Below are 19,009 nucleotides of genomic sequence, written 5' to 3'. Positions count from 1 at the left end.
TATTCAGTGGAAGTCAGCATTGCTTATATTTATCAATATAAACGTATGAAGAGATTATTATTTTTTGCTGTTCTTCTCATTACAACACAGGCTTGTACGGTAACTTACGTGCAAGAGGATGGTAGTAAACGAATAATTGGTTTCGCTGACATAGTTATAGAAGAGCCTAAAGACAAGGCTATACACAAAACATCAGTGAAAAACATAGGCATTACCATTTTTAACTCGGCTTTGATGGGTGGTATTGGAGTAGGGTATACCGAGGAGTCGATCGTTGCTGTTGGTGATAATACCTGCGTTCTTATAGAAGAATAATGAAAATAATCATTAATTTATGTAAGGCGGCAACATGAAAAAGAACATATTGATCTTTTTAGTCACCCTCAATTTAGCAGCATGTGCCACATCAAATAGCGTAATGTTCTACACAAAAACATCTATCAGCATACTGGATGCCGATACTGCTCCGGTTGGTGTGAGCATTGGTTATGAGCGTGATGAAGGCTTTATCGGACCAAGATACGAGAATGGCGCAGTCCCACCTGTCATTGCTTCCGTTGAATCAAACGCTGAAATCATAAACCCTACCGTTAGCGAGCTTTATGCCACAGGAGGGGCAGCCATAGCAGCAACAGACGAGAATTATCAACCTTCCTCCTCACCACCTTTAAGTGGTAATAAAGAACTAATGTTTTTTGGTACGTCTACCTCATTGGGGCTTTCTGTTAACGCACTTAATAACGTGCCTAACAGTATTTCAATCGGATACAAAAGAAAAACACTAAGCTATATTCCACTTGGAACTGACCCCCAAAACAAAGTTGATACCTATCCATCAGTTTTCGCATCAATAGAAACCAATATCCAAACAATCGAAAAAGATGGCTCCTACAGCCAATTAACACCTTCTGTAAAGAACAAGCAGTATATCGCCACTGGGGTGTCTGCCGAAAACATTGCCAATGAGCTAAAAGGTAAGTTCATCGAACGTGCCAATAATCCTTTCAATCAATCCGCTTTGTCCGCCTCTCTACTAGCTTGTTACTTTGGGGTTAAAGACGAACAAAAACTAAGCGTATGGAGAGATGCCGATCACTTCGATCTTTATCACGAGGCGGAGGACAAGAAAGGAACCACGTTAAAAGACCTTGAGAAATTACATGGTGAAAACGAGATCGATAAGGCGGATAGAATTTATTCCAGCCTAGTTATTATAAACATCGAACAAGGTTTAAATCAGAGAAACAAAGACGGTGAGAAGCCAGACATAGAGCGAGCCAAAAATCTTGCTCGCCACAAAGATGCCGTTTGTATGCTTTCTAGAGGAAATACATGAGGATAGCCCATGACTAAAACAGTGAGATGCGTTGACTGTGATACCGCTAAGGCGGAGATTGAAGAGTCAGGTGTTTTGGAAGTAGTTAGCTGCAATCCCATTCGGACTTTTGATGAAAGCGGTAACGAAGTGATTCAAGTTGACGAAAATGGATATGAGCTATGCGAATTGGAATTCAAAGTTAAAATCTGACCTTTCGCCTGCCATCTGAAAAAATGTCCAAATAACATTGGGTGTACCGATAAGAACGAATAACTGCACTTAAAAGAGTGTTGGAAGCCGCTCAATAAGCGTTGCCAATAATCACAATCCTAAGTGCAGTGGTTCGTTACTGAGCTTGTTAAGGCGTCAGCTTCAACACTAAACTTGAGGGAAGCCGAGAGGTGCAGGATTGAACTGGTCAAGCTGACATCTCAGCTCCACCACGTTTCCTTCTGGGTCTTCTAGATAGATGGAATTACCATAACCTTGCGCGCCATATCGGCTGGCAAAGTCTTCATGGGCAATCCCGTGTGCGTCGAAGTGGTCGAGAATGCTTTGTTCAGACACTGCTTTAATCTGAAGACAGAAATGATCCACGTTGCGCTCTGATTGAGTGGGCGCGCCGCCACCCATCTTACCCAGCCTGCTGTCTACCACCACGATATCGATCAGTGCATTGCCCGCACGCAATTGCGTTAAGCCCGTTTCCGGTGGGGTTTCACGTTCAATCGCACAGCCCAACACCTCGGTATAAAACCGCAACATCTCTTCCAGTTTGGTGGTTCGCAAAACAATGTGGTCGATGGCCAACACTTGGATCATCGTACAGCTCCTTTCGATATTGAGTGATAGCTCATTAATCATAGGAAATCGCCCTGTCCTCACAACTTAGCCAGACCATGATGCGATGCGGACTTCACAATCACTGTGCCTGTTGCAGAGTCTGTAGCACGCCTTTTTGTCATCCTGCCAGATCGTAACTTTTGGTAACGATATTTGGCTTTGCTTGGTTTAATCACTGATTAACCCCTCTTCGCCATCCTTCTCAAATATTTGCTAGAATGCTGCCCTTTCAGACTTTACCAGCAATACAAACTTGCACAGAGAGATGCATTCCATGACAGAACCGCGCGTAATCATTGGCCTATTTAACCCAAAAAGCCCAACCAATGTGGGAGGCGTGATGCGTGCCGCCGGATGCTATCAGGCAGACAGTGTCGTCTATACCGGTACGCGATATGACCGCGCAGCCAAGTTCTACACAGACACCCAAGACGCGATGGAAACCATTCCGCTGACCAATGTCGAAAGTCTGGTGGATAACCTGCCGTCTGACATGAAAGTGGTGTGTGTGGAACTGGCCGTCGGCGCGACACCACTTCCGCATTTTGAACACCCGGAGAAGGCGATTTACATCTTCGGCCCTGAAGACCACTCACTGCCTCAAGCGGTGGCAGACAAAGCGGATCACGTTGTGTATGTGCCGACGGTTGGATGCATGAACCTCGCCGCGACAGTAAACGTGGTGCTGTATGACCGTCTTGCAAAGGCTGAAACCTCACTCGCTGGCGATGACTTGATTCGCCAAAGCCGTGATAGCCGCAATCGCCTTACCGTAAAAGCCTCCACCGAAACGGCATAAACCAACCGCTCAGAAACCAATAAGGCCGTCATTTGACGGCCTTTCTTTTGTTCTTCGCCCCTCCCCCTTTCCAAAGGAAGGCTAGGATGGGGGTTCGCTCTTTATGCCCTCGCCTGCTTATGCCTTTCCTGAACCAACCTCTCAATATGCAACTTGTTGGTTTTATTGATGAATGTCGCAATATTTGTACGGGCTTATGGATAGAATATCGTCCATGTTTATGGACATGGTTTTTTGAAGTGTTTGGGTGTTGAGGCAGGTAGGGACTTAGGTGATGTATTCCGTGATTAAGCCAAGCGCTTTTTGAGAACTTGGCGTTAAGTCTGTAAATCAATAGTGCCCCCTTTCGTGCTAACGAAAGCTAGCGGAATCCAACTCTTCCCGAGAACTTTCGATAGATTTTCTAATACCAGTCGTGATCTGAGTAGAAATACCCCGCTTTGGGATCTAATAAATTTTTAGCAGCTTGAGTATGCCGAAAGTGTAGTACAACTTTAATGATATGGAATCTAAGTTGAATGGAATTAGTAAAAAATATTGCAGAAAATATATCGGTTGAATCTCCAGATTTTTCAAATTGTATAAATGTAGTTGAGCATAATCTAGAAATAACCGGCATTGAAACTACGGTTAGATTTCATTACTTGAAATTTGATGGAAACAAGCAGCCAATGGTTAAAGCCTTAGCTGATACCTTATATGCATACATCATCGACTATTGTCTATCGGCTAAAAATAGAGATGAGACTTTAACTGCTAGGCAATCAACTCTTTTAACTAAAGAAGCAAGAAGTTTGTTCAGACATCCAGAGATATCAGATGAATCCCCTGATAAAACAGGTGAGGCTGGAGAAACATTGCTGTACTTTCTTATGGAAGCAGTCCTAAAAGCTCCACAAATTGTGTCAAAGATGGAGCTTAAAACAAATCACAAAGATGAAGTGAAAGGGTCAGATGGTATTCATGCAAGATGGAACGATGAATTAGAAGTTGTTGATTTCTATTTCGGGGAGTCAAAACTATATAAGAATGTTTCTGATGCACTAACTTCTGCGTTAAAAAGTATTAATGATTTCCATGATATAAAAATGTATGAGCATGAATTTAACATGGTAACTAAGCACTTTAAGTACGCTGATGAGGCAGTAAAGCATGAAATTTCACAACTCTTTATTAATGGGAACCCTGGTGCAGATGTAAGAGTTAATCATGCTTGTCTTATTGGCTATGACTATAAAGGTTATGATGACGTATTGTCAGAACCCCGTAGTAACTTGATAAGTAGATTTGAAGATGAACTTTTGTCTAACGCAGAAAGCTTAGTGAGAAAATTACAAGAAAAACTCGACAAATTCGAGAAAAAACACCTAGTGTTCGATGTATTTTTCCTTCCATTCCCCTCCGTTGTCGATTTTAGAAATGCATTCAATGAGGCGCTAGATTGATTGCTATGAATAATATAGAAAATTTAATAGAAAAGCTGCAGATCCATAGCACACAAAGTCAGCTACCAGGAAGCCCAACATGCAAAGAAAAACCTCTTGAACTAACTGAAATTAATCAGTTATTGGGGTATGCATCTATTTTATCCCTATCTGAAGAGGCTAAAGAAAAAATAATTGCATATGAAGTTATTACAAGACTTCTAGAGGTTAGGTCAGGTGATGATTCCAAACTATTAAGTTCAGCAGAAGTAATAATGTCTAGGCTAGGTAATTTCCCGGGTCGGCAACTTCTAAGAGAACGTTTTAATTTTTCAGGTAAAAAAATACCAAGTTTTTTGAAGCTGGAATGTTTAAGTAGGGAGGTGGAAAATTCTGTTTTTATAGACGATGAATCAATACAGCTCACTGACTTTCAGTATAACTTCTATAGTTCACTGCAAGAAGAAAAGGCTTTAAGTATATCTGCACCAACATCGGCAGGAAAGTCTTTTGTACTTGGAATAAACCTCATTAAAAAACTGAGAGAAAAGGAGAACCAATGTATTGTCTATATAGTACCGACTAGAGCATTAATTACTGAAGTCTCTAGTAGGATTAGGGATTCACTGAGACAATACAAACTTGACAATGTAATCATTAGAACAGCACCATTTTCTATTTCTAAAGAAAAATCTCAGAACGGTGTTGTTTATGTTCTCACTCAAGAACGTTTATTGAATTATTTGAGTGATACTACAGATGAAATGCCTATAATAACATCTCTAATAGTTGATGAGGCTCATGAGATTCAAAACGGAAAACGAGGTATGCTTTTGCAGAGCGCTATCGATTACCTTTTGAAAAAGTATCCTACAACAGAAATATTATTTGCTAGCCCACTTATCAAAAATCCAGGGTATTTCTTTAATATTTTCAACATAGCAGATAGCGGTAAGTTTTTTACTGAGACAATATCCCCAGTATCTCAAAATATAATCCTTGCATCCGATGTTGTCGGAAAAACGAAAGAAATAAATTTCCAGTTATTGAGTGAAGGGAAAAGAATATCGCTTGGGAATAGGAGTGTCGATTTCAAGTTCAGAGGCAGTAAATCAATTCAAAAAGCCAACTTAGCATCTGACATTTCAAAGAATAATGAATCTGTTATAATTTTTTCAAACGGGCCATCTGATGCTGAATCAGTAGCAAAAGAAATCAGTGAAACCATAAAAGGTTACGTACCAAGTCCAGACATAAAACTATTTATTGATTTTCTTAAAAAAGAAATACATCCCGAATATCCTTTAATAAGATGCTTAGAATCTGGTGTGGGATTTCACTATGGTAAAATGCCTTCTATTGTTAGGTCTGGCATAGAAACTCTTTTTAAGAATGATGAAATAAAATATATCTGCTGTACTAGCACTCTTTTGCAAGGGGTCAACTTACCCGCTAAGCATATAATAATCGAGAACCCTAAATCTGGTGACAGTCCAATGTCACGGTCTGATTTTTTAAACCTATCCGGACGTGCCGGTAGGCTTCTAAAAGAGTTTCATGGGAACATTTGGTGTATAAGACCATCAACATGGGATGATAATTCTTACGAGGGTGAAAAATTACAAGAGATATCCTCTGCAATAAGCTCAGTTATGACAGATGGTGGGTCACTAATCCAAAATCTTCTTTCTGAGAAGATCGGTTCTGGAAAAACGATTGATGAAGCAGAGATGGCATTTAGTAAGCTATACCAAGATTATCATTACTCTGAAAATCATTCTTCCATTGAAGTCTATAGAACAGATGAAAACTCTGAAAATCTTGACAGAACAATATCAGCCATCTCTAAAATAATTGTTGACCTGCCTTCAGATATCATTGAAAAAAACAAAGGAATAAGACCTGACTACTTGCAGAGAATATACAATTTCTTATCAACGACTGAAGACCTTAATGAATATTTACTTATTAGCCCCTATACCGCAGGGGCTAAAAGGAAAATGGAAAATGTCATTGATATTTTCATTGATCACTTTGAGTGGGATTTATCCCAAAGCTATAAAAATCTAATTAGCCATCTAGCATATAATTGGATATGGGGTAAGTCCTTGGGTGAACTTCTTGAAAAACGCGTTAACTTTGTTAGAGAAAGACAGCCGAGCAAAAAGGCATCAACAATAATTAGAGATTACTTGAATATTTTGGAACACGACATCAGGTTCAAGATGGTTAAATATTTCTCAGCATACAATGATGTATTAAAGCTTATTTTAACACGAAAAGAAATCGATTTCGAAGAAACTGATCTGGAATCTTATCATATATATTTAGAATTTGGATCCTGCAATAAGGTAGCTCTGAATATTATGGCTATGGGTCTTTCCCGATTTACTGCACTTAATCTTTCGAACGTTTTCGACTCTATTCCTGAAGCATCAGATATTGATGAATACTTTAATAAGATCAAAGTAATGGATGTTAGGAATCTACAAATGCCTAGTTTATGCAAACAAGAAATTCTAAGAATGCAAGGCAAGAGTGTGCGCCTAGCTGCTGCTAACAATTAAATCCAGGTGACGCCTAGTGCGCATCTGATTTAGGCGTTAGGTTTCAATCGGAGGAAGCATGAAAGTCTATCATTTTATGCCAAAAAACTTTGCACTACAGAATTTAGAGAAGTCGAGGCTTAAAGTAGCGACTTTAGAAAATTTGAATGATCCTTACGAATTTTTCCCGAATGTATCAGGGGCTTCAAACGAAGACTTAGAAAAATTCAGGCATCATTATGATGGAATTCTTGGCTTTCTATGTTTCAGTAAAAAGCTAGGAGATCCTGTTCAATGGGCGCATTATGCACAGAATCATAGTGGTATTTGCTTTGAGTTTGAAATTCCCCGAAAGTACCTCCAAAAGATCAAATACGTAGATTCTCCTGTGTATATCTCTAGAAATAGTGCTCGATGGAAAGAACAAATTCCATCTGTCACATTATGCAAATATAAAAGTTGGCGCTATGAGCGTGAGTATCGCGTATCTCTAGATCTACGTTCTGAGGAAGTGCAAAAAGAGAATGGGCTCTTTTTCGTACCGTTCGCGGAAGATTTGAAGCTAGTCAAAGCTTATAGTGGTTTACGTAGCGAGCTGACTCGAGAAGAAAGAGATTTGTTTAGTAGGCATGGTATCCCGTTAACCAAAATAACACAGAAACCAAAATCTTACACATTGGTACCAGAAACCTAACAAATATGAGCCCTTCTACGGTCAATAGGCAATAACATTCTTTTGGCTGTGTAAGCAGCCAATGCTCTCGAACAACAAAGTCGTCTACTCCACATTCCCCAATCTGAAGTTATCCAAAGTGATCACTTCAGATCCTAAGTTCCAACTGACTTCTGTTCAAAAACCAAAGCCTAACCCCTTCCTAAACTCTCCCTTAAAAAGGGGGGAGGACCTCAAAAGCCAAAAACACAAAGACCGCCTCACGGCGGTCTTTTGTCCTACGGAACATTGCTTGCTTTTAATCTTTACGGCTTAGCCGTTTTCACGCATGGCGCGGAGCATCCAGGCGGTTTTCTCGTGCTCTCGCATACGGTCTGATACCAGTGATGCAGAAGATTCATCGTCAGCGGCCTGCGCAACTTTCAGCACTTCCCGTGCGGTACGCACCACTTGCTCGTGACCTTTGGTGAGAATATCTACCATGTCATCAGCGCTTGGTACACCTTCTACTTCTTCAATCGCGCTCAGTTCAGCAAAGGCTTTGTACGTGCCCGGTGCTGCAACGCCCAAAGTGCGGATACGTTCTGCGATTTCATCGACGGCCAGCGCCAGTGCGTTGTAGTGCTCTTCAAACAGCAGGTGCAGTTCGCGGAATTGTTTACCGGTAACATTCCAGTGGAAATTGTGCGTTTGCAGGTACAGGGTGTATGAGTCCGCCAATAGGCGTTTCAGACCTTCTGCGATCGCGATTCTGTCTTGTTCTTGAATACCGATATTGATGCTTGTCATAACCCCTTCCCCACTTGTCTTTTGCTTTCAAAATAGGCGCTAGCGATTGGCGCTTTGCCTTAATGTCTATGGGGATAGCTTATTGCAGTAGAGGTGATAGGTATAATCGTTGATGATTATAGATTCAATCTGTCATACCTATCACTGAGTGTGGGTTTTTAGCTGTTGCGGTAACGCGATGGAAATTGGTGGCCGATGTCGGTGAATACACCGTCGACGCCCCAGTTAAAGAGCTGATTGGCGCGCATCAAGCTGTTTACCGTGTACACGTTCACTTCCAAGCCAAGCCCTTTGAACTCTTCCACTTTGGCTTTGGTCAGGCCTTCATCGGCGACATGGATGGTGTCTGACTGACAGGCCTGCATAATGGCAAGCCAATCTGTTGGCATCTCTGCTTCGAACAGGCATGCGACGGGAATGTCTGGGCAACGGCGTTTGAATTCGGCCAATACCAGTGGGTTGAAGCAGGAAATCAGCACGCTGGCGTCTTTGTTGAGGTTTTTCATGCCTTCAATCACGCCGCTGATGAGCTTCTCGGTGTTTTCCCAACTGCTGGTGCAGGCTTTGATTTCTATGTTCGCATTGAGCTTGAGAATGTTGATCAGGGTGATGAACTGATCAAAGGTTGGCAGCTTTTCACCGATAAACTCGTCTCCGAACCAGCTTCCGGCGTCAATGTCTTCCAAATCTTCGCGGGTGAAGTCGTAGAGACTTCCTGAATGATCGGTGCAGCGGTCGAGGGTATCGTCATGGCAAAGCACGATAGTGCCATCGGCGAGGATATCCACGTCGCATTCGACCCATTTCAATCCGTGCTCCGCACAAAGTGAAAAAGCAGCCAGTGTATTTTCAGGGGCTAGGGCTGACATCCCCCTGTGGGCGTAAAGGGTTTTCATGGTTTTTTTCTGTTTTGTTTGAGTGACTAAAACTTACATCAAGTTTTGTGTTTACGACATAAAAAAGCACTGCTTATTGCAGTGCTTTTGTTATTTGCTTCAAGAATTAAACGCCGTTATCTGTGATGCCGCGCTTAATCCAGCTTGAGCGTTTGCAGTTGAACCAACTCGGTCAGGATTTGCGTGGTGGTTGCACCGTCTGCAAGGCCAAGATCGGTCAGGCCGACAGAGTCCAACACGATATCCTGCGCTTCCATGCTGCCCGCGGTTTGCGAGATATGCAGGGTTAAGCTGCCATCTGCGCCTGCTTCTGGGCGAATGTAATCCAACAGCTCTTCAATGCTGGAACCACTGCCCACGGCTTCTGGCAGCAAGCCGGAGATGTCCAGCTTGTCGCCAGTGGTTTCTGTACCGACATCAAAGTCGGTAATGGTGTCTACCGTGAGCGTTGCCACGTCCAAATCTGACTCCGCCCAGGTATAGGTGTCATCGCCTGCGCCGCCGGTCAGGGTGTCGTTCCCTGCCCCGCCCATCAGGAGGTCGTCTCCATCGCCACCGCTGAGGATGTCTTCGCCATCTCCACCGACGAGAATGTCTTCGCCGAGCCCACCTGTGACGGTGTCATCACCCTCACCGGCGTAGATACGCTCGCCGTCGTCATCTGCGGTGAGGGTTTCATCCGCTTCGGAGCCGAACTGTGTGGTTGCTGGGTCAAATACCACCAGCTGACCCGTCATCATCATGGATTCGAGGATTTCATCTTGCGTGAGTCCTGTTGCATCCATGCCTAAAAGGTCATTGAGCGTAACGCCTTCGACAATGATGTTCTGAATTGGCGCGCTGGTGTCATCCAACACCTGAATGCGGGTGTTACCGTCTACGGTCTGGATATCCAAGCGGTTCGCCAGATCGGTGAAGGTGACAATGCCCGTCGAATCAAATGCGTCAGAGATGTCGATAACATCAATACCTGATTCGAAGTCTTTGATGGTGTCGGTCGCGGCTGCTGCGGCGTTGCCGAAATCACCAGACTGCCATTTGAAGGTGTCTTTGGTGCTGTCGCCTGTGCCGCCGAGTTCGCCGCCCCACATTTCGTCGTCGCCTGCGCCGCCAACGAGAATGTCTTCGCCGAGGCCGCCGACCACAATATCTTCTCCGTCACCGCCATGGATTTCGGTGTCAGCATCGCCATCAATCACCAGATTGCCTGCGCTGCTGTCGGCCGGTGCGGTGTTCAGCTCGCCTGTGGTTTCGGTATCCACCACGTTCGCGTTGATGGTGAGTGTGGCTTGTTGCGGATCGCCATCGCCCACATCAGAGAGCGCCGTGACGGTAATGTCGCTCGGTGGCTGATCGCTGAAGCGAAGGTTAAGGTCGCTCAGGGTCAGGGTTTCGAGTTCTGTCTGGCTGAATGTCCAGGTGCCGTCGCCATTATTGGTGCCGACTGGCGTGCCTGCTGCATCCACGATTTCAGCTGCTGTGCCCATGCCACTGAAAGTGAGACTGAACTCGTTGTCGATAGGGTCAACCAGCGACGTCATCAAGCCCAGCAGAGGTACCAGTACGCCAGTGGCTGCGCGCACTGACGCCAGTTGCGTCGCGGCAGTGAGTTCTGGTAAATCCGATTTCGGTGCAACAATGATGGAAACGGTATCGAGGTCAAATTTCTTGCCTCCAGAACCTTGCTCTCCTGCTGTTGCCTCGTCAAGAGTTTTCATGGTGAGGCTATCTTCACCAGAAGTATTCTCGCCAGCAAACCTGTATTCCACACCGCCTGCCAGCAGTGTGTTAATCAAGTCAATATTACCCCTTAAGATCAGAGAACCTGTGCCATCACCCGTGACTGTAATATCAGTGGTGTCAGACATATCCGGTAGTGTCAAACTGCTACCAGCCCCAACAGACAGCTCAACTTTAACAATACCGTTGCCGTCACGAACATCAACATCCTCTACCTGAAGATCCGTGATGGTCAGCACCACATCTTCTTCTGCTTCATAGCTGTCAGACAGGATGTTGACAGGGGCATCGTTCACTGCGCTGACGTTGACGTTGACTTGCTTGTTCACCACATCATCAGAGACTGCGCCGTTATCCACGGTCTGTATCGCCAGATCCAGCGTGTAAATACCGTTGCCATCCTGTGGTGGCACGAAGGTCAGGCCATTGAGTTCGGTCGCTGCCACTGTGATAACCACTTTGCTGCTATCCAGAGGGTCTATGGTAACTGTACCTGTTACACCGTCTGGCAACACCAGCTGCGCACCTTCTGGTACGTTGGTTACAGTGACCAGCAAGGTTTCCGGCTCGTTCTCAATGAAGCCTGGGCCTGCGGGTAAGCTTTCGCGGTCATCTTTGGCGCTGATTTCGATATCTAAATCGACGGCAATATCTTCGGTGGTCGAGGCAGAGCCCGCCGCAAACACGTTTGCGCCGTCGCCCTCTGGCTCAACCGTCAGTGAAAGCTCCTGGCTTTGACCAACGACGAAGTTTGCGCCCGCTTCTTTGGTGTAAACCGTCATCATCAGGTCGACTTCACCACTGAAGTTGGCCGGAGGGATAATCTGCAACTGTGACAGTGAAGAAAGATCGGTCACGTTACTTCCGGCAATGACCCAAATACCGCTGCCTGCATTCACCGCAGGTGCCGCAAAGGTAAATCCTTCCGGCACGTTGGAAATAGAAACCGATGACAGTGATTCAGAGCCGTCAATATCGGAGAAAGACGCACCGAGCGCGGCCAACGAGAGCCCGCCAGTGGCATCTTCTGTCATGGTCAGTTCTACGGTGGCGTCGTCTTCAATTTCTACACCGTCTTTGGTGAAGGTCACTTCATCATGAACCGGCAACACGTCAAACGAGAAGCTGGTTGATGTGGTGCGACTGTCGACACCTGTTGTCGCCGTGTCGGTGATGGTGAGCTCCGCAGATATCTCAACCGTGCCACTGAAATCTGCCGCGGGTTTGAAGGAGAAGTCAGACAGATCTGCGCCAGTGAGCGTAATCGTTGACGACTCGGTGCCATCAGCCGCGACAAACACACCCACGGATGCCGGTACGGTCAGTACTGCGGAAGAGATAGCTTCCAGACCGTTGGCACTGTCTACATCTGCCAGAGAACCGGCAATGCTCAATGAGATAATGCCGTCTTCCAGCGCTTCATCTGGGTAGAACTGCTCTGTATCTCCTGGCTCTACCGGCTGCGGTGGCGTTTGGTCGTTCAACCCATTGGTGCCGTTCACAGTCACGCTGAACGAGAAGTCGGTTGAGTTGTCGCCCGGTTGCTCCGCCCCATCCGGTGGCGGTAAATCAACCAGCGGTTTCACGTTGAACTGCACCGTGACATCTGTAGTTTCTGTGTCGCCGCTTCGGGTATCGACACTCACGAAGGTCAGTGGAATGTTGAGCTCACCGGCGAAGTCATCCGGCGCTGTGATAGAAAGACCGGAAAGGTCGATGCCCCCTGGATAAGGTGCACCGCCATCTTGTCTTCCCGGCACTTCAAACACGTAGGTATCATTATCTATGTGGTAAAGCGCACCGGAAATCACTGTACCCGCGGGCACGTCTGCACCATTGATGACAACGGTGATTTGGTCAAACTCGACGTCATCAGCAGTGCCCGTTGGGTAAGAAATTGCATCACCCAGGGTTTCCAGCGAAATTGGATTATCTTCATCGCCTTCAATCACAACCGGACTGGTAGGCGCAACGATTTGGTGCGCCTGCTCAACGTCTGTGCTGTTGTTTGTGTAGTTCAGGGTGATCACTGAACTTGAAACCGGCGTCAGTGCACTTGCATCTCCCTCGCCTGCATCACCTTCATCCTGCACCATGGCGCTGATTGTAAAGGTGGTTTGGCCTGAGGAGTTTGGTGGCGCAATGATGCTGAAGTTGTTTGGATCGCTGATTACCCAACCACCTTCGCCATCGGCGACGCCATTTTCCACGTAGAAACCTTCTGCCAGATCCGTGATAACAATGCGGATGACGGTTTCGTCGCTCGAATCGTCTGGGTGAACAAACACAACACCATCGGTTAGATCAATTCGGCCTTCGCTGTCAGTGGTAATTTCTGTGACTGATGAGGTGCCTTGCAGCAGTTGCAGTTCGCCGTCTTCTTCTTCGACGGTAGCAACCACGTTGACATTCACAACGCCAGTGATGGTTTTCTCTGCCTGACTTTCACCTTCGAAGTCTTCCTGTCGAACAGTCACTTCGGTGTTCAATGTCAGGTCCACATCACTGTGTGGGCCACGTTTCACCTGCAGTTGGTAACCGTCTGCAATTTGCGCTTCGGTCAGGGTGACTTCACCGCCGACTGGCGTCAGGGTGATAACATCGCTGCCTTTTACAAGCTGCACGCTATCATCGTCCGCAAAGCCGGAAATAGTCGCACCAACCACGGTTTCTGCCACGCCTTGCGCAGTTGAATCCGGTGCGCCTGCAATGGTGAGATCCGGCTGCCAATCAATGTTGATCCACTGGTCTTCGAAGCCAGAAGATTCGCTATTGGTGTAGGTGTCCGCCGCGTCGATAACTGGCGGATCGATTTTCACTTCAATGATGTTTTCAACCGCTTTCGAATCGCCATCATTCTCGGTGGCAATCAGACGCGTGTTGATTTGAATATCTTCTGTCGAGTGTGGTGGCAGTTTCAGATAAACGTCCTGCCCTTCCAGCGCCGCCAAATCGACGGAGTAAGTGGCAACGGACATGCCTGCATCGTTGGTTTCCCAACCTGCGAATGCCAGTTCCACTTCAGTGAGCGAGCCATCACCGTTTTTGATCACGAAGCTCACGCCTTCTGGCAGGTCAATGATGATCAGCGATAGGCTTTCTGAGTTATCAGTCGGCGCTTCGGCTTTCTCGCCCGAAACCACATTGAAGTCAATCGCCACCAGACCGTCACCATCAACGCCATCTTCCGGCACTGTGGTCGAGACATTGCCCGTGGTTTCATCCACCTGCCACTGGCCTGCATCTGTACCCGGATTTTCAACGCTGAATTCCGGTGTATCAGCCACACCCGTGACAATCACATTCAGCGACGTGGCTGGGATAATGCGCTCGTCATCTGGCGACGTTGGTGAACTATCTACCACGATACCTTCAACCTGAATGCTGAAGTTTTCATTGCTGTGCACAGGCGGGATAATTTCGATCTTGTCGATATCGTCCACCGAAATGCGGTCTGTGTCTGTCAGCGTGGTAATGGTGCCGCCATCGTTGAGTTGCAGCACTGCACCGTCTGGCAAATCGAAGATGCGCACGAACAGGGATTCTGAACCATCATCATCAGTGCCTAACGTGGTGAGGGAAATCTTGCCTGCCAGAGAAATAGCGCCGCCTTCAGCGATTTCTGGATCTGGGTTACCCGCATCCTCGTTATCGAACACACGTTGAACCGTCAAACGGGCATCATCTGCCTGTGGTTCAACGCGCAGGATGAGTGACGTTTCCGTCGATGCCTCTTCCACGCTTGATGGTGAAGATTCCGTCGAAATCGCTTTGATGGTCAGCGTAATGTCACCACTGAAGTCGGCATCTGGCACGAAACGCACCTGATTAAGACGGGATGGATCTGTCAGTACATATGAACCGTCGCTGCCAGTAATAGAACCGCCCAGCAGTTCGCCCATATCTGGCGTAAGGGTAAATTCATATCTGAGCGTTTCTGAGCCATCGGTATCTTGCAGCGCACCTTCAGACAAGTCTGCCAGCGTGAAGTCGTCGGCACCAAAGCGCTCGTGGTCTTCATCGACTTCATATACGCCGTCTGCCGCGTCACCAATCAAGCTGAGGCTTGGCACATCTGCCACGCCTTCTACGGTGATTTCAAGCGGCGATGTTGAGGTTACTGGCGTATGGCCATTCACTTCCAACTCAACATCGAATTGGATCAGATCTGTGCCGTCGTAAGAGGAGTAATCCGGATCCGGTACGAAGGTCACGCCCGTAAGGTCGAAGATGATGGGTTCGTCGGTGCTGGACGCTTCAAACATGTCCGAGTTGAGGACAATGTTGCCGTCTGCATCTGGCATGATTTCGACGCCGTTGAAGTAGAAAGTACCGCCAATATCACCCGCATCATCGCGGGTGGTAAGGGTCACTTCGCCGTTCAATACCAGTCGGCCACCCTCTTCCAATGCTTCGCCAAGGTCGTTGTCACCGACGTTCAGCTGCATGTTGATTGGAATGCCTGCGGTACCATCAACGCCGGCTGATTCTGTATTGGTGTCGGCCTGACCTTTGTCCTCTGTACCCGTTACATTGGTAAAGGACAGGGTTGGCGCTTGGTCATTGATGGTGAGGGTGATTTCACCTTCGGTAGTATCGCCATCAAAGTCAGTCACCTTGTATTGCAAACCTTGTTGCAGCACTTCTTGAGGGTTTGCGAGGTTTGGCTGCATCACGAAGGTGATTTCACCCACTGGCTCGTTACGTGGGTTAATTTCCACGGTACCCAACATGAGGGTTGGATCATCGACAGAATAGATATCCACGCTTGAGGGAGCCGTTGTGGATACGGGCTCCCATTCTTTACCGTTGAAGATTTCAGTAATGAGGGTAGTGCCATCTGCCCCACTCAAATCTTCAATACCCGGTACAGAGCTAGGGTCTGTAAGGGCAAATACATCAACCGTTGCTGTGATTTCACCAGACGGCGCATCATCTAGCTCCATATTGATGGTGCCTTGCGCTGTTGGTACGTCATCAATCACGGTAATGGGTACATTGATGCGTGGCGACTCATCCCCATCAGCATCAACCGTGTAAGCCTTAAGGCCAAACACAGCTTCGTTATTGCCATCACCTGGTGCATGGTCGATCGCAGACAGCAATTCGAACTCAAAAGTACCATCCTGATTGAGGGTGACTTTGAATACGTCGCGCTCATCGCCCGTTCCGTCATCTGCGGTACCGAAATAGGTTTTCGGATACGCATCGCTAACCGGGCGTTGTTCCAGAAGAATCGGGTGACCACTTGCTTGCACAGGCGTGCCGTCTGGGTAAACGACGTAATCCGTTTCCAGTCTGAAGTCTTCAACCACATCACCGTTGTCTTTATCGACTTCCAGTGAAAGCGGATTACCGTCTTCATCTGTAGTGTCGATATTGAGCGTACCGCTTGCTTTTGAGCCTTGGTTGGAACCGGTGCCATCATCAATACTGCTTTCTTGGACAGTCACACCATCACTGGTGCCGAAACCGAAGGTGGTTGAGTTGTCATCTGTGACTACGAAGCTGATAACACGCGGTGCTTCGGTGTTTGGATCCGTTGGGTCGACAAGTAGATCGCCATCCGTGTCTGCCACCTGCACAGGCACTTTGATCATGATTTGGTCACCATCCGCCGTCACGAGGCCAGACGTATTCTCTGTGCCTGGGTCCTGCGGGTGAATCAGTGGCTGATACTGGGTAATTTGCGTATCAAGATCGACATCCAATCCATCAGCGCCTTGCTTGGCTGAAACTTCAATTTCCAGCGCTGGTGCGCCGTTAATGCTGGCAGTAATTACAAAGGTTGGGTTTCCGTTCGCATCTGTGGTTTCAGTCACCGCCACATTGTCGATCGGATCACCATCATTGTTAGTGAGCTCTTCCAGCTCGGATTTCAATGCGTCGAGCTGTTCCAGCCTAACGGTCGTTGGATCGAGTCGGTCAGTCGCTGCATCAATGGTGATGGTGCCAGATTGCGAGTGCGACGTTGCCGAATCCATCGGGGTATTCTGTTCTTGCAGCTCAATGAGGTCGAGCGGATTACCGTCGTCATCTGTGCGCTCTCCACCTTGCGCAACTTCACCATCGATGAGCTTGAACGACACTTCTGATTCGTTACTGACATCTCCGTCAGCATCAGTGACGGTAAATGGGAAGGTGAAGGTGGTGCTGTCGTCATCCCCATCACCGTCGCTGTCGCCGTGTTGGTCAAACGGATGATACTGGGTGACTGAATATTCCGCTGGCTCTCCCGGGGTATCAGAAGGTTTGAGCGAAATCTCGAGGACTTTTTCTGGCGTGCCACCGTTATCGGTGTAGAGCGTAATCACACCAGACACTGAGGTATCAACCACGGTTGGCTGACCATGACTGGTAATGCCGGCAAACTGCGCTTCTGCTGCCGCAGCATCAAAGTTCACGCTGGCAATGTTGTCACTGCCAAGATCAACACCGTCTGTGGTGGTGGCTGTATTATCGGTCGCTGATGCAGCTACTTCCGTCAGCTCGACGGTGGCTTCGCCGATGACTGGTGCTGCACCATCATTGCTTTCCAGCGTCAGTTGCGCTGGGTTTTGCATCAAATCGCCGCCTGTATCCGCGACTTGAAGCGGCAGATTGATAGAAATTCTGTCGCCATCAATATTGACGTAAGTCCCTGAACCAGTGGTGTGATCAAGCGGGCCGTTTTGAGTGAGCGTGGCATTGATATTGAGATCGTTACCGCTTTGCGTTGCTGTGACCACCAGTTCGACAACGGTTTCACCATCTACGGTGCCTGTCAGGGTAAAGGTTGCAACACCACTGCCGTCCACACTGGTCTGGCGGGTGAAAACAACCGCTTCACCGTTCGCGGTAATTTGTGCAAGTTCGGCTTCTACAGCCGCCAGATCGCTTGGGGCAATTTGCAGTGAGCTGGCAACGAGCGCTTCTGTACCGGCTTCAATCACGAAACTGGTGGTATCTGGCGCGCCGTATGGGCTGTCGCCTAAATTACCTTCTGTAACTGACAAAGACGCGCGCTGCCCACCGGTCGCATTAATGTCCGGAGGCGTTGGTCCGCCATCTCCGTCATCATCACCTGTGATGCTGCCAGTGCCGTCGTCGCCACCAAGGAAGTCTTGGGTGTCATCCAGACCGCCCAGTGGCCCTAATGTGTCAAAGCCTGCTTCTGTCAACGTAGCGGCATAACCGTAATCGACCACAATAAAGCCTGCATTCGCGGAGCCATCACCGCCCTCGCCTGCTGCAGTTTCTTCAAAGACTTCTGTTGGGTCGACACCATCAACAATCAGCTGTTGTAGTTGGGCAACATCGATATCAAGAGGAACATCGGCGTTTAAAGCATCTCCGTTAAATGTGAGGCTATGAGTCGCGGAGTATTGTGCAAATTCACTATCGCTTAAAGGCACCAAGCAGGACGCACATTTTCCATCAAATACAAAGCGTTGGTCAGCTTGGCTAACCAGTACAGAACTGTTTTCATTTGTTAGTACGACTTGGTTGGGCGCAATTTGCATGCCCGCGCGAAGAGTGATGATGCGTGCATCACCGGCAACCAAATACGCTTGTCCATCCACCTTGTCGACGTTTAAACCGACATCGAACTCATGACCAATCATAATTCTTTCCCAACTTTCGTTCGCATTTTTTCACGCGAATCCATGTCTTTAACTGTTGTGCTGAGAGTTTAACCAGCTAGATGCGCAGTGTCTTTCCGTTACCCAGCTAGTTTCATTTCTTGCTCAACATTGAGAATTGGTGAGACAGAATTTCATGCAATTCCATCTCCTTACTGACACAAATGACACTTTTAAGATTAGGAAATGAGGGCTATTCGTGGGAACTTTTCTTAGTGAAGTCCCATGTATGCACAAAACAGCCGTACTTTTCATAAGAATCTGAGCAGTAACTACTTGAATATTCCGCTCATAGCCCAGATATTGTCTTAAAGAACAATGAAGGATGGGTATGAAATAAAGTCAAAACGTCATCCTAA

The 19,009-nt window shown here is 47.1% G+C and carries 11 protein-coding genes; 7 read left to right on the top strand and 4 right to left on the bottom strand.

Going from position 1 to position 19,009, the window contains the following annotated elements; all coding sequences use genetic code 11:
* The first annotated feature begins 6 nt into the window (after positions 1 to 6).
* Genes QL223_RS07490 through QL223_RS07480 form a run of 3 tightly spaced genes read left to right on the top strand, consistent with a single transcriptional unit; the run spans position 7 to position 1,528 of the window.
* The gene (locus QL223_RS07490; protein ID WP_281544350.1) at positions 7 to 315 is read left to right on the top strand and encodes a hypothetical protein; all 309 of its coding nucleotides are present in this window, start codon (positions 7 to 9) and stop codon (positions 313 to 315) included.
* 34 nt (positions 316 to 349) lie between these two features.
* Complete coding sequence (locus tag QL223_RS07485; protein WP_281544349.1) at positions 350 to 1,336, top strand: hypothetical protein; 987 nt, start codon at positions 350 to 352, stop codon at positions 1,334 to 1,336.
* A gap of 9 nt (positions 1,337 to 1,345) precedes the next feature.
* Entirely contained in the window at positions 1,346 to 1,528 is a 183-nt protein-coding gene (locus QL223_RS07480; RefSeq protein ID WP_039850493.1) for a hypothetical protein, read from the top strand.
* Positions 1,529 to 1,696: 168 nt separating this feature from the next.
* Here QL223_RS07480 and QL223_RS07475 read toward each other — a convergent pair whose 3' ends face one another.
* Entirely contained in the window at positions 1,697 to 2,140 is a 444-nt protein-coding gene (locus QL223_RS07475; RefSeq protein WP_281544348.1) for a VOC family protein, read from the bottom strand.
* A 295-nt stretch (positions 2,141 to 2,435) separates the two neighbouring features.
* Between QL223_RS07475 and QL223_RS07470 the strand changes: the two genes are divergently transcribed.
* The 4 genes from QL223_RS07470 (at position 2,436) to QL223_RS07455 (ending at position 7,624) form a co-directional block, all read left to right on the top strand.
* On the top strand, positions 2,436 to 2,960 hold the full coding sequence (locus QL223_RS07470) for an RNA methyltransferase (protein WP_281544347.1): 525 nt from the start codon (positions 2,436 to 2,438) through the stop codon (positions 2,958 to 2,960).
* A 518-nt stretch (positions 2,961 to 3,478) separates the two neighbouring features.
* Complete coding sequence (locus tag QL223_RS07465; protein WP_281544346.1) at positions 3,479 to 4,405, top strand: DUF1837 domain-containing protein; 927 nt, start codon at positions 3,479 to 3,481, stop codon at positions 4,403 to 4,405.
* Between the two features lie 5 nt (positions 4,406 to 4,410).
* Entirely contained in the window at positions 4,411 to 6,951 is a 2,541-nt protein-coding gene (locus QL223_RS07460; protein ID WP_281544345.1) for a DEAD/DEAH box helicase, read from the top strand.
* 58 nt (positions 6,952 to 7,009) lie between these two features.
* A complete protein-coding gene (locus QL223_RS07455) occupies positions 7,010 to 7,624 on the top strand; it encodes a DUF2971 domain-containing protein (RefSeq protein ID WP_281544344.1) in 615 nt (204 codons plus the stop codon).
* 291 nt (positions 7,625 to 7,915) lie between these two features.
* Here the strand turns inward: QL223_RS07455 and QL223_RS07450 are convergent, their stop codons facing one another.
* The 3 genes from QL223_RS07450 to QL223_RS07440 form a co-directional block, all read right to left on the bottom strand.
* Positions 7,916 to 8,392, bottom strand: coding sequence for a Dps family protein (locus QL223_RS07450; protein WP_062713198.1), 477 nt, complete (start codon positions 8,390 to 8,392; stop codon positions 7,916 to 7,918).
* 158 nt (positions 8,393 to 8,550) lie between these two features.
* Positions 8,551 to 9,288, bottom strand: a complete 738-nt coding sequence (locus QL223_RS07445) for a glycerophosphoryl diester phosphodiesterase (RefSeq protein ID WP_281544343.1) — start codon at positions 9,286 to 9,288, stop codon at positions 8,551 to 8,553.
* A gap of 134 nt (positions 9,289 to 9,422) precedes the next feature.
* On the bottom strand, positions 9,423 to 18,632 hold the full coding sequence (locus QL223_RS07440) for a retention module-containing protein (protein WP_281544342.1): 9,210 nt from the start codon (positions 18,630 to 18,632) through the stop codon (positions 9,423 to 9,425).
* Positions 18,633 to 19,009 lie beyond the last annotated feature (377 nt).

The sequence above is a fragment of the Grimontia sp. SpTr1 genome (assembly GCF_947387585.1).
GTDB classification, from domain to species: Bacteria; Pseudomonadota; Gammaproteobacteria; order Enterobacterales; family Vibrionaceae; genus Enterovibrio; species Enterovibrio indicus.
Note: the sequence above shows the minus strand (reverse complement) of the source record. Positions and strands in the feature narration are given on the sequence as shown.

Excerpts from the sequence above, each read along its gene's own strand:
- QL223_RS07465 (WP_281544346.1), top strand. The coding sequence starts at position 3,479 with ATGGAATTAGTAAAAAATATTGCAGAAAATATATCGGTTGAATCTCCA.
- QL223_RS07475 (WP_281544348.1), bottom strand. The coding sequence starts at position 2,140 with ATGATCCAAGTGTTGGCCATCGACCACATTGTTTTGCGAACCACCAAA.
- QL223_RS07480 (WP_039850493.1), top strand. The coding sequence starts at position 1,346 with ATGACTAAAACAGTGAGATGCGTTGACTGTGATACCGCTAAGGCGGAG.
- QL223_RS07450 (WP_062713198.1), bottom strand. The coding sequence starts at position 8,392 with ATGACAAGCATCAATATCGGTATTCAAGAACAAGACAGAATCGCGATC.
- QL223_RS07485 (WP_281544349.1), top strand. The coding sequence starts at position 350 with ATGAAAAAGAACATATTGATCTTTTTAGTCACCCTCAATTTAGCAGCA.
- QL223_RS07455 (WP_281544344.1), top strand. The coding sequence starts at position 7,010 with ATGAAAGTCTATCATTTTATGCCAAAAAACTTTGCACTACAGAATTTA.
- QL223_RS07460 (WP_281544345.1), top strand. The coding sequence starts at position 4,411 with ATGAATAATATAGAAAATTTAATAGAAAAGCTGCAGATCCATAGCACA.
- QL223_RS07440 (WP_281544342.1), bottom strand. The coding sequence starts at position 18,632 with ATGATTGGTCATGAGTTCGATGTCGGTTTAAACGTCGACAAGGTGGAT.
- QL223_RS07470 (WP_281544347.1), top strand. The coding sequence starts at position 2,436 with ATGACAGAACCGCGCGTAATCATTGGCCTATTTAACCCAAAAAGCCCA.
- QL223_RS07445 (WP_281544343.1), bottom strand. The coding sequence starts at position 9,288 with ATGAAAACCCTTTACGCCCACAGGGGGATGTCAGCCCTAGCCCCTGAA.